At 65.7% G+C, this 11,047-nt stretch carries 11 protein-coding genes; 6 read left to right on the top strand and 5 right to left on the bottom strand.

Annotation, left to right across the window (positions count from 1 at the left end):
• Positions 1 to 229: 229 nt before the first annotated feature.
• Positions 230 to 544, top strand: a complete 315-nt coding sequence (locus tag QZ186_RS10410; protein ID WP_010315191.1) for a hypothetical protein — start codon at positions 230 to 232, stop codon at positions 542 to 544.
• Here the strand turns inward: QZ186_RS10410 and QZ186_RS10405 are convergent.
• The gene (locus QZ186_RS10405; RefSeq protein ID WP_296416707.1) at positions 541 to 1,485 is read right to left on the bottom strand and encodes an aspartoacylase; all 945 of its coding nucleotides are present in this window, start codon (positions 1,483 to 1,485) and stop codon (positions 541 to 543) included. The two genes, QZ186_RS10410 and QZ186_RS10405, sit on opposite strands and share 4 nt — an antisense overlap.
• Before the next feature lie 55 nt (positions 1,486 to 1,540).
• Here QZ186_RS10405 and QZ186_RS10400 point away from each other — a divergent pair, with 55 nt between their 5' ends.
• Genes QZ186_RS10400 through QZ186_RS10390 form a run of 3 tightly spaced genes read left to right on the top strand, consistent with a single transcriptional unit; the run spans position 1,541 to position 5,078 of the window.
• Positions 1,541 to 2,506: a glutathione S-transferase C-terminal domain-containing protein gene (locus tag QZ186_RS10400; RefSeq protein ID WP_296416706.1), complete on the top strand. Its 966-nt coding sequence runs from the start codon at positions 1,541 to 1,543 to the stop codon at positions 2,504 to 2,506.
• The gene (locus tag QZ186_RS10395; protein WP_296416705.1) at positions 2,503 to 3,144 is read left to right on the top strand and encodes a DUF2301 domain-containing membrane protein; all 642 of its coding nucleotides are present in this window, start codon (positions 2,503 to 2,505) and stop codon (positions 3,142 to 3,144) included. Before QZ186_RS10400 ends, QZ186_RS10395 begins: the two co-directional genes overlap by 4 nt.
• Complete coding sequence (locus QZ186_RS10390) at positions 3,141 to 5,078, top strand: ABC-F family ATP-binding cassette domain-containing protein (protein WP_296416704.1); 1,938 nt, start codon at positions 3,141 to 3,143, stop codon at positions 5,076 to 5,078. The genes QZ186_RS10395 and QZ186_RS10390 overlap by 4 nt, the downstream gene beginning before the upstream one ends.
• On the opposite strand, the gene QZ186_RS10385 is transcribed toward QZ186_RS10390, so the two are convergent.
• Positions 5,059 to 5,547 (bottom strand): hypothetical protein, encoded by a 489-nt coding sequence (locus QZ186_RS10385; protein ID WP_043705509.1) that lies wholly within the window; start codon positions 5,545 to 5,547, stop codon positions 5,059 to 5,061. The two genes, QZ186_RS10390 and QZ186_RS10385, sit on opposite strands and share 20 nt — an antisense overlap.
• 165 nt (positions 5,548 to 5,712) lie before the next feature.
• On the opposite strand from QZ186_RS10385, the gene QZ186_RS10380 reads away from it, so the two are divergent.
• Positions 5,713 to 5,931: a CP12 domain-containing protein gene (locus tag QZ186_RS10380; RefSeq protein ID WP_010315181.1), complete on the top strand. Its 219-nt coding sequence runs from the start codon at positions 5,713 to 5,715 to the stop codon at positions 5,929 to 5,931.
• 47 nt (positions 5,932 to 5,978) lie between these two features.
• Here the strand turns inward: QZ186_RS10380 and cgtA are convergent, their stop codons facing one another.
• Complete coding sequence (gene cgtA, locus QZ186_RS10375) at positions 5,979 to 6,968, bottom strand: Obg family GTPase CgtA (protein ID WP_010315178.1); 990 nt, start codon at positions 6,966 to 6,968, stop codon at positions 5,979 to 5,981.
• A gap of 39 nt (positions 6,969 to 7,007) precedes the next feature.
• Between cgtA and QZ186_RS10370 the strand changes: the two genes are divergently transcribed.
• Entirely contained in the window at positions 7,008 to 8,261 is a 1,254-nt protein-coding gene (locus QZ186_RS10370) for an ABC transporter ATP-binding protein (RefSeq protein WP_296416703.1), read from the top strand.
• A 4-nt stretch (positions 8,262 to 8,265) separates the two neighbouring features.
• On the opposite strand, the gene QZ186_RS10365 is transcribed toward QZ186_RS10370, so the two are convergent.
• Positions 8,266 to 10,701, bottom strand: a complete 2,436-nt coding sequence (locus tag QZ186_RS10365) for an endonuclease MutS2 (RefSeq protein WP_296416702.1) — start codon at positions 10,699 to 10,701, stop codon at positions 8,266 to 8,268.
• The coding region (locus QZ186_RS10360; RefSeq protein ID WP_296416701.1) for a VOC family protein at positions 10,698 to 11,047 on the bottom strand (350 nt) is incomplete at its 5' end. The genes QZ186_RS10360 and QZ186_RS10365, both read right to left, overlap by 4 nt.

Genomic DNA, 11,047 nt, shown 5'->3' with positions numbered 1-11,047 from the left:
ACGCAGAAGCGCCTTGGCGCTGCTGGAGGGTGGTCGTCATGAGTACGGGAAAGAAAGGCTCAACGGCAAGCCGTCAGAGCGGTAGTTAGGGCGACCCAAACGGGTTGCCCCGGGGAATGTAAAGGAAGTTTGCGCGCTTTGTAAAGCGATCTTGCGCAACGCCTCCATGACTGCAGGTAGCCAAGCCCCAAAACCGCTGCTAGGAGTCGCCTGTCACGCCTTCAGCGCCATGCGTCTTCCCCTGCTGCTGCTTGCTGCCGGTCTCCTGCTAGCGGGCTGCCAAGGAGGGGAACGCCGCGATAACGAAGCGCAGATCGAACGCCTGAATCGGCTGGAACTGCGCCTTCAGCAGCTGGAGCAACGGCAAGCCAACCCTGGAGGGGCGGACACCAGTGATCCCACCGGCAAAGCCCCGGCCGGGCCGGTCAAGTCCTTGACCTTCCGGACCGACAGCGCCGATGACCGCCTCAGGATCTACTGGGCAGACGGCAGCACCAGCGATCTGCCCTGCACCAAGGAGCAGGGCACCTGGGCCTGCGGCTAGGCCGCCATCAGGGCCTGCAAGGCCTCAAGCCAGGCCCCCTCGCTCGCCCAACGTTCCCGGCGACAGAGGCTGAAGGCGATGCCCTTCTCGCCGTAAGCCGCCTCATTTATAAAGACAGGCCAGTGGGCCTCGGCAGGAAAACCCAGGGTCAGCGGGTCGAAGCGCCATTCGGCCGGGCAGCCCTGGCCGCCGGGCTGCCAAAAGAGGGCCTGCCCGACTTGCAGCGGCCTCCAGTCCTGACGTTCGAGGGCCGGGTGCACACAGGCGATGGCCTCGCCGGCCGAGTCCCGGGGCAAATCGACACTGCCGCAATGGCGATAGACCTGAAGGCCCGCGGGCAGGCGCAGCTCCCCGGCGGCCGCCTCGGCCAAGACCGCGAAGACCGCCTCGAGCGCCAGCTGGGTTTGCCGCAGGATTGGCGCACTGAGTAGCCCTTGGGCCACAGGCCCCACCTCGATCACCAGGCCGCAGGGCCAACGCTCCACCAAAAAACCCGTCTGGGCAGCATCGGCCTCGTGCAGATAGATCGGTAGCCCCAGCCGAGCCTGAACACCAGCCGCCAGGGCGAGATCGGCGGGACGCCGTCCATAGACCACCAGTGAATTGCCCATGCCGCTGGTGGTGCTGTGCAGGTCAATCGCGACCGCACAGGGATTCGCGCCCGTTGGGGCGAACTGGGCCAGCAGCTCCCGGGCGCGCTGCAGCTCCAAGGGCTGCTGGGTGAGATCGGCCAGCAGATCGGGGGCAAAACAGCGGTTGAGATCGCGATCGATGTAACGGCGATTGGCCGCATGGGCCGCCGGATTACCGAGGACCAGCTGCACAGGCAGCCCAGCGCAGTCGAGGTCCCGGGGCTCCCTGCGCCAACGCTCGAGCAAAGCCGGAGCGTTGCGCTCATTGCCGTGGGTCCCCGCCACAACCAAAACCTGAGCCCGCCCCATGCCCTTTGCTCCAGCCCGCAGCTGAGTCAGCCTGGCAGAAGTCTTCTGAACGTCCATGGCCATCCCCCCTGCCGTGGTGACAGCCGCCCGCAACGGCTGGCAGTGGCAGTGGCAGCAACTGATGGGGGGCCTTGGACCCGCCGATGCCGAGGGGAACTACACCCGTCCCGCCGGAGCCTTTGTCGCCAAACCAGCGCTCCCTCCATCAGCCGGCGAGGCGGGGGCCCACGTGCTGATCGTGGGACGGAGCTGCCCCTGGGCCCACCGGGCTTGGCTCGTCTGGCAGCTGCGGCAACTGCACCAGAGCATTGAGCTGCTGGTGGTGGAGCCCGATCCCAAGGCAGGCCGCTGGCGCTTCAGCGAGCCCTTCCGTGGCTGCCAGACCCTGCAGGAGCTCTACCGAGCCGCTGGGGCAGACCCCAACCAGCGGGCCACCGTTCCGGTCCTGGTGGACAGCCGCTCAGGACGCGTGGTGGTGGGCGAAAGCGCTCGCCTGATGGAACTGCTGAACAGCTGGCCAGCAGCGCAGGACGCCCTCGACCTGGAACCCGCCAACCAGGCTCAGGCCATCGCGCACTGGCGCGAGCGCCTGCAATACAGCGTCAATGACGGGGTCTATCGCTGCGGATTTGCCCGCAACCAAGCGGCCTATGACCGGGCCGAATCAGCGCTCTTTGAGACCTTGAGCGAAGCGGAATCGGTCCTGGCTGACGCCGGCACCTCGCCCTGGCTCTGCGGAGAGAGACCCAGCCTGGCTGATGTTCAGCTCTTCCCCACCTTGATCCGTCTGGAGCTGGTCTACGCCCCCCTGTTTGGGGTCAGCCGTCAGCCGCTCTGGCAACTCCCTGGGCTCTGGGCCTGGAGACAGCGCTTCTTCGCGCTGCCTGGCGTGGCCGAAACCTGCTGCGATCAGGCCTGGCGCAAGGACTACTTCGGCGCCCTGTTTCCCCTCCATCCTTCGGGGATCGTGCCCGCGGGCCCCGCCCTGGCCACACTGGTGTCAGGAACCGTCTCAGCATGAGCGCCGCCGCCGATCCGGTCTTTGAAGGTGTCTATGGCACCTACAGCATCACGGACACGGACCGGCGCGAGGTCCTGGGGTACCGGCTGGCCCTCTTCACGGCGGCGGTGGCCCAGGCCGCACTGCTGATCCAATGGCAGCAGCTCGGTGGAGCGTGGATCTGGCCCTGGCTACTGCCTTTGGCCGCAGGGGTTGGCCTGGCCCTGCGTTGGATTCACATCTATCTGCGCCCCCTGCACCGCGCCCTGCAATGGTTCTGGCTGGCGGGATGCCTGGGCTTCCTCGCCCTGCTGATCAGCGCCGGTCCCCAAGGAATGGCCGACGCACTCAGCACAGACAGCCGCTGGATCTGGGCCGTGGGTCCCTTCTTCGCGGCCCTGGCGGGGATCGGCTTCAAGGAGTTTTTCTGCTTCCGCCGCCCCGAAGCCATTGGCGTGACCCTGCTGCTGCCTCTGGCGCTGCTCGGACGCCTCAGCCATCTGCTCAGCCCTGAAGCCACGGCGACCCTGCTGGCCATCGAGGCGGCGCTACTGCTGGTGCTGACCCTGCGGAAATTCCCGATGGATGCCGCGGCCGACGTGGGCGATAAGAGCGTGTTTGCTTATCTGGAAGCGCAGCGACAGCCCCCCAACTTGTGAGCCTGATCAGCCTGGTGGATGTCCGCAAGGACTTCGGCATCCGCACCCTCTTCGACGGGCTGACCCTGCACATCGGTGAACGCGAGCGCCTGGGGCTAATCGGACCCAACGGCGCCGGGAAGTCCACCTTGATGCGAGTCCTGGCGGGACTCGAGCCCACTGGGAGTGGCAACCGCCGGGTCCTGCCCCAGGCCCGCATCGTCCTGGTGAGCCAGGAGCCGGAGATGGATCCGCAGCGGACCGTGCTCGAGCAGGTCTTTGCTGAGAGCGGCGAGAAGATGCAGCTGCTGCGCCGCTACACCGAGGTCAGCGAGGCCCTCGCCGCGGCCCATGAGCGGGGCGACGACGATGCCGCCCTGCTGGCGGAGCTGGGCCAACTGAATGGACGGATGGACCAAAGCCAAGCCTGGGGCTTGGAGCAGCAAATCCGCGAAGTTCTGCAGCGGCTGGGCATCGGCGACACCCAACGCCGGGTCGGGGATCTCTCCGGCGGCTACCGCAAGCGCCTAGCCCTGGCGGCCGCCCTGGTGGCCGACCCGGATGTCCTGCTGCTGGACGAGCCCACCAACCATCTCGATGCCGACTGCATCCAGTGGCTCCAGGGCTATCTGCAGCGTTTCAGCGGGTCCCTGGTGCTGATCACCCACGACCGCTACGTCCTCGATCAGGTCACCAACCGAATCGTGGAGGTGGACCGCGGCGAGGCCCGCAACTACAGCGGGAACTACGCCTATTACCTCGCCCGCAAAGCCGAAGAGGAGGCAGCGGCTGCCGCCAGCGAAGCCAAATTCAAGGGAGTGCTGCGGCGTGAGCTGGAGTGGCTCAAGCGGGGCCCCCAAGCGCGCAGCACCAAACAAAAGGCGCGCATCCAGCGGATCGAGGCCATGCAGGAGGCCCCCAAGCGCCAGGGGAAAGGGGACCTGAGCCTGACCAGCAACCAGCGGCGGCTCGGGAAGCGAGCGATCGAAGCCGAGGCGGTGCTGGTCTGGGCCAGCGAGGAGGCCCAAAACAGCGGCCAGACGCCGCTGTTGCGCGACTTCAGCTACGACTTCAGCCCGGAGGATCGGATCGGGATCATCGGGCCGAATGGCTCCGGCAAATCAACCCTGCTGGATCTGATTGCCGGTCGACGCATCCCCCAGGGCGGACGGGTTGAGCTGGGATCAACCGTGAAGCTCGCCTACTTCGACCAGCACAGCCACACCGTGCTCGATCAGACCGATGCCGCCGGCCGGGAGCGCAAGGTGATCGACATCGTCAAGGAGGCCGCCAGCACTGTCGAGATCGAGGGTTCCACCCTCAGTGCCTCCCAGCTGCTGGAGCGATTTCTGTTTCCTCCGGCGCAGCAACACCAGCCCGTCAGCAAGCTCTCCGGCGGGGAGCGGCGGCGACTGCACCTCTGCCGCCTGCTGATTGAGGCGCCCAACGTCCTGCTGCTCGATGAGCCGACGAACGATCTCGACGTCCAGACCCTGACGGTGCTCGAGGATTTCCTCGAGGACTTCCGCGGTTGTGTCGTCGTGGTCTCCCACGACCGCTACTTCCTCGACCGCACCGTCGATCGCCTCTTCAGCTTCGAGGACGGCCAACTCCAGCGCTTTGAAGGGAACTACAGCAGTTATCTCGAGCGGCAGGCCGCCAGCCGCCCAGCCCCAGCCGCTCCGAGCAGTCCAGCAGAGAAGAAAGCCAAGGAGGCCCCCGCCAAACCGGCCAAGGCCCGGCGGCGCAGCTTCAAGGAAAACCGTGAACTCGAGCAACTGGACGCCAACCTTCCCCTTTGGGAGGCACGCAAGGAGGAACTCGAAGCACTCATGGCTGCAGGAGGCAGCGATTACGCCGCCCTCGAGACCCAGAGCGCAGAACTCTCGAACCTGCTTGAGCAGATCGCCGCTGGGGAAGAGCGCTGGCTCGAGCTCAGCGAGATGCCGAGCTAGGGGCACTGCTGCGCCGGCGGCGATGGGCGTGGGGGGGTAGGTCCGCTGCGCGGCGGGATGGTCTGGCGCTGAGCTCGCACTGCATCACCGGAGTGTCCTGCCCCAGCCAAGGTTGTTGGCGGGCGCGACCCGATTGAGCTTCCGCCTCCTTCATCGCCGTTGGCTTGTAGTCGCTCAGGCTGCGCTGAAGGGCCATCTCATCGCCCATGTGCCGCAGGTAGAGATCCAAGGTCCACTGGATCTGGTTGTGTTCAAAGGCCTCGCAGGCCGCCTGCAGGGACTGAAAACGCTGACTGACCAAGCCGGTCGGAGAGCACTGCTTCCACTCCAGGGTGTCTTCAAAGCTCAGCCCATCACGCCACTGCCTCTGCTCAGACAGATAGCAGTGATGGTCTGGGCCATTGATCCAGAACAAACGACCGGACTCATCCATGAAGTGACGATCGTGTCGCTGCGTGATTCGCGCCATCTGGAAGCCCATCACTAGCCCTCTGCTAGCCAGAGTCCTGCGATCGGACCGCGAAGAAAACAGAAAGCCGAAATCAGAACCCGATCACAATTGGCTCCGCATCCGCCAGACACCCCGTATGGTGTGCAGCGACGTCGAGCAGCCTGATCTCTCCGGCCTCATTGCATGAACACGATCGACGAGCACATCGCTAAGGACAAGTCCGAGATCGAAGCGGCCAAAGCTGCTGGTGATCAAGGCAAAGTGCGCCACCTTGAGGACGAAGTGAAAGGCCTCGAGGAGTACAAGGCCCACCACCCCGAGGACAAAAAAGACCCCTCCCCGATGGAGGTCTACTGCGACCTGAATCCCGACGCCCCTGAGTGCCTCGTCTACGACGACTGAGTCTCTAAGCGTTCAGCAGTGAGCCGGTGGAACTTCGTTTCTCTGGCTCACACCCCCAGCTCTTTCCAGACCTTGGCCAAGAGCTGATCCAAATTTTTTGATGTCGCTGCTGAGATATCCAGCACCGGTTGGCCGCAGTGGTCGCTGACCTGTTGGATCCTCTCCTCGAGCTCATCCTCGAGCAACAACTCGGTTTTGTTGAGGGCGACCAGACAGGGCCGCTCGTCCAAGCCATTGCCATAGGCGGCCAGCTCCTGCTGCACCACCTGGAAATCGTGCAGGACGTCCTCTGAGCTCGCATCCACAAGGTGGATCAAGAGACGGGTGCGCTGGATATGACGCAGGAAGTCATGGCCCAGTCCAGCCCCCTGGGCTGCCCCGGCGATCAAGCCAGGGATATCAGCAAAGACCGTGCCATCACCACTGGGGCGGCGCACCACCCCCAAGTTGGGAACCAGGGTTGTGAAGGGGTAGTCGGCAATTTTGGGCCGGGCTGAAGAGAGCACCGAAATCAGGGTGCTTTTGCCGGCATTCGGCAAACCGATGATCCCCACCTCGGCCAAGAGCTTGAGCTCGAGCTGCAGCAACCACTCCTCGCCGTCGCGTCCCTCGGTGAACTTCTCGGGGGCGCGGTTGCGGTTGCTCAGGTAGTGGGCGTTGCCCAGGCCACCACGGCCTCCGACGGCCACGAGCAAGCGCTGGTCCTTCTCCGTGAGGTCTCCCAGAAGGATGTGGGTTCGGGCATCTCGGACCTCCGTTCCGCAGGGCACCTTGATGACCAGGGGAGAACCGCTGGCTCCAGTGGCCTTGTTCGGCCCACCGCGACGACCGTCATCGGCGGCAAAGAGCCGCTTGTATTTGAAGTCCAGCAGGGTTTGCAGGTTGGGGTCGGCCTCGAGCCAGACATCACCACCGCGACCGCCATCCCCACCGGAGGGACCGCCGGCAGGGACGTACTTCTCACGGCGAAAAGCGGCAATCCCATCGCCGCCGCGTCCTGCCTGCAGTGAGATCCGGGCCTGATCAATGAATTGCATTTGACCAACCCTAAGATCGGGCCGCCGTGAGGCCGGTTCTTGGCAGAGGTTCGCTTCCAGCAGGTCAGCAAGACCTACCCACCGCGGCGGGGCAGTGCAGCGGTTGAGGTCCTACGGCAGCTGGATCTCTCCATCCGTGATGGCGAGTTCTTAGTTCTCGTCGGACCCTCCGGCTGCGGCAAAAGCACGCTGCTGCGCCTCCTGGCCGGACTGGAGAGCCCAAGCGGCGGTGAAATCATCGTGGGCGGTCGCCGGGTGACCCACCTGCGCCCCTCCCAGCGGGATGTGGCGATGGTCTTCCAGAGCTACGCCCTCTATCCCCACCTGAGCGTGGCGGACAACATCGGCTTTGGCCTGCGCCGGCAGCGCCAACGCACGGGCCTTCAGCAACTTCAAGACGGCCTCCATCGGGCGGGACGGACTCTGCCCCAGGCGCTACGGATTCCCTCCAGCCGAGAGCAGCGCATCGAAGCACGCATCCAAGAGGTCGCGAGCACCCTGGAGCTGGAGCATCTGCTGGAGCGGATGCCCAAGGAACTCTCCGGCGGGCAAAAACAACGGGTCGCCCTAGGGCGTGCCATCGCCCGTCAACCGTCCGTCTTCCTGATGGATGAACCCCTGAGCAACCTGGATGCCAAGTTGCGAACGGGAACCCGCGCCCAGATCGTCGAGCTTCAGCGCCGTCTGGGCACCACGACGGTCTACGTAACCCACGACCAGGTGGAAGCGATGACCATGGGCCATCGGATCGCCGTCTTGAACCGCGGTTGCCTGCAACAGCTCGGGACACCGGCGGAGCTCTATCAATGGCCCAGCAACCTCTTTGTGGCGCAATTCATCGGTAGCCCCGCCATGAACCTGCTGCCCGTCAACGTTGCCGGCAAGGGTCAGCTGCAGCTGGGGAGCCGGCGTTTTCTCCCGGAAGGTCCCAGCGGGGATGCCCTCCTGCACTGGCAGGAGGCTGGGGGCAGCGAAGCCCTCACGGGAGGCCTGCGGGCGGAACACCTGCACTTGGCTCCGGCCACCAACCGCAATCTGCCGGCGGAGGTCTGCCATGTGGAGGGCCTCGGCAATGAACAACTGCTCACCTGCCGCTTGCAGGAGGGAAGCCACCTGGTTCAGCTACGGGCCGATCCCAGCGAACAGCTAACCCCAGGGGAAACGGTTCACCTGGACATCGATCCGAAGGGCTGGCGGTTCTTTGACGCCGACGGAGAAGCGATCCCTCCGGCACCCGAGCCAATCGCCCCGACAGCCAGCGGTCCAGAACCGGTACTGCCATCGCTGGGCTAACCCCTCACTTCACCCAGATCACGCTGCACCCTTGGCCGCCATCCCCCTGGGCGGCGTCCGTAACCCGCTCCACATAGGGAACGCTGGAGAGCCACTCCCTCAGTCCGCGTTTGAGCTTGCCGGTGCCGATTCCGTGGATCACCCAAACCGGACCGTTGGCTCCGCGCAGGTGTTCTTCCACGGCGGACTCGGCTTCATGCACCCGCATGCCCCGGACATCGATGGTGTTGCGCTCCGTGCGCACCTCAGGACCTCGACTGGCGGGATTGCGGCGACTGCGGATCGAGACCTGGGCTTGCGGCGGCTCGGGCTTCTCGCCCTGAAGTCCCTCAATGGCGGAGAGCTCCAGGTTCAGGCGCATCACCCCGCAGCGGACACTGAGCTCCCGGCCGTCTTCACTGAGGGAGAGGACCTCACCTGCCTTGCCGAGGGAGAGGACCCGCACGCGATCGCCAACCTTGGGGAGCCAACCCTTGTGGTCACGGCGCTCCGGCAGGGGGCGATGCTGTTGCTCCAGCTGCTTCAGCTGCTGCCCTGCCCGGCGAGCTGATTCACCCAGTTCACTGCTGCCTGTGCCACGGCCATGGCGGAGACGTCGAATGATGCGGCGCACCTCCTTTTGGCCATCACGGATCGAGCGCTCCAGTTGCTCGCGGCGCTGCTCCTGCAGCTCAGCGCTCTGCTCCTTCTGCTGCTGCCAGCGCATGAGGAGCTCCTCATGCAAGAGCTCGGTTCTCGCCAGCAGGGCAGCCGCTTCTTCGGCCGCCTCCTGTTGCCGTTGACGTTGGCTCTCCAGCCCCGCAATCACTTGATTGAGTTCCCCTTCTCCCCGGGGAGCCAGCAGGGCCTGGGCCGCTTCAAGGACACCGCCGTCCAAACCCAGTCGGGTGGCGATGGCCAGGGCATTACTGCGGCCAGGGATGCCCCACTGCAGGTGATAGGTCGGCGAGAGGCTCTCGACGTCGAAGGCGACGGAGGCATTCTCAAAGCGCGGGTCGTCGTACTTCAGGGCTTTCAGCTCCCCGAAGTGGGTCGTGGCAATGGTCAAACGAGCCCGATCCGCCAACTGCTTCAGCAGGGCGATGGCCAGCGCCGTCCCCTCGGTGGGATCGGTGCCGGCACCCACCTCATCGAGAAGCACCAATTGAGCTCCGGCCTGGGTCGCCAGATCGCTACCGGCGGCAGGCAGGGCCTCCAGGATCCGAGCAATCCGGCGCACATGGCCACTGAAGGTCGAGAGGTTCTGCTGGAGGGACTGCTCATCGCCAATGTCCGCGAGGACCTGCTGACACCAGGGCAAACGCGGCGACCCTTTGCAGGGCACAAACAAGCCCGCCCGGGCCATGAGGACCGCCAGGCCAACGCTTTTGAGGGTCACCGTTTTGCCGCCGGTGTTCGGGCCGGTGATCGCCACCACCCGCAGGCTGCTCTCCACGCGGACGCTCACGGGAACGACCGTTCGGCCTCCCTGGCGACGTTCTTGCCAGAGCAAGAGCGGATGCCGCAGCCCCTCCAGCTGAAGCGGCGCCAGGGGATCGGCCTCCAGCTCGGGGCGCACAGCCCCCAGCCAAGCGCTGTATCGGGCGCGGGCCAGGGCCAGATCCAGCTGAATCAGGACCTGCTGCAGGTGCTCGAGCGCCGGCTGCTCTTCTCCCACCAGGGCGCTGAGCTCCTGGAGCACCGCCCGCTCCGCCTCGCGCTCCTCGCCTTCCAGCTGCCGGATCCGGTTGCCCAGGGGGATCACCGCCTGGGGCTCGATAAAGACGGTGTTGCCGGAGGCGGAGCTGTCGTGCACCAGGCCCGGCAACTGACTGCCGGCGCCCGCCTTCACCGCCAAGACCGGCCGGCCATTGCGCTCGGCGACCACCGTGTCTTGGAGGAGCGCGGCGTAACGACGAATCAGCTCATTCAGACGATCACGGCGCTCCATCCGCACGGAGGCGAGCTGACGACGCAGGCCCGAGAGGGGAGGGCTGGCGCGATCCGCCACACGCCCCCCGTCCTCAATGCAAAAGCGCAGGCGCTGCTCCAGCTCAGGCAGGGTGCGTAGGGGCTCCACCAGGGCAGTCGTCACCGGCCGCAGCTCGGGATCGTCGATCTGCCGGCGCAGGCGCCGGGCCGCAGCCAAGGTGGTCGCCACGGCCAAGAGGTCATCACCGCTGGCTACGCCCCCCTTGGCACAGAGCTGGAGGGTGTGATCCAGATCAGCGGCACCCTGAAAGCTCAGCCCCCCTTCGATCAGGCCATCCAGCGCCAGCAGCTCGGTCGTCTCCGCCAGCCAGCCCACGCTCTGCTGACGGGTCGTGGCCAGGGGCAACCGCGCCGCCACGACGCGACCGGCGGCGGTGCTGGCGAAGCTGGAGACGTGTTGGGCCAGCCGCGGCCACTCCAGCAGCTCCAGGGCCTCCTGTTGGATGGGCGCGTGCAGCTCAGCCGTCACGAGTAGGTCAGAGGTATCGGCTCGGCTCCGATATTGGAGGGCAGCCCGCCGGCGGGCTCATAGAGCATCTCCAACCAGTTCCCTTCTGGATCCTGCATATAGAAGGAGGCCGTGCCGTCGCGGTGGTCATGCACCGGACCGCAGGAGTGCCCCTTGGCCAGCAGCTGCTCCCGCACCTGATCCACTTCAGCGCGGTTCTGGACGTGAAAGGCGAAGTGGGGGCCTGCCGCCTTGTAATCCGGGCTAAGCAGGGCAATGCCCTCACCGGTGGGCCACTGGACATAGCACCAGTCCTCGGCTTCCCAGGTCAGCCGCAAGCCCAAATCGAGATAGAAACGCTTGGCCC

Origin of the sequence: Vulcanococcus sp. DEBay_Sum29NL08_54, assembly GCF_017859255.1 — a bacterium.
In the GTDB taxonomy this organism is placed as follows: Bacteria; Cyanobacteriota; Cyanobacteriia; order PCC-6307; family Cyanobiaceae; genus Vulcanococcus.
This window is presented reverse-complemented; position numbering and strand designations above follow the sequence as displayed.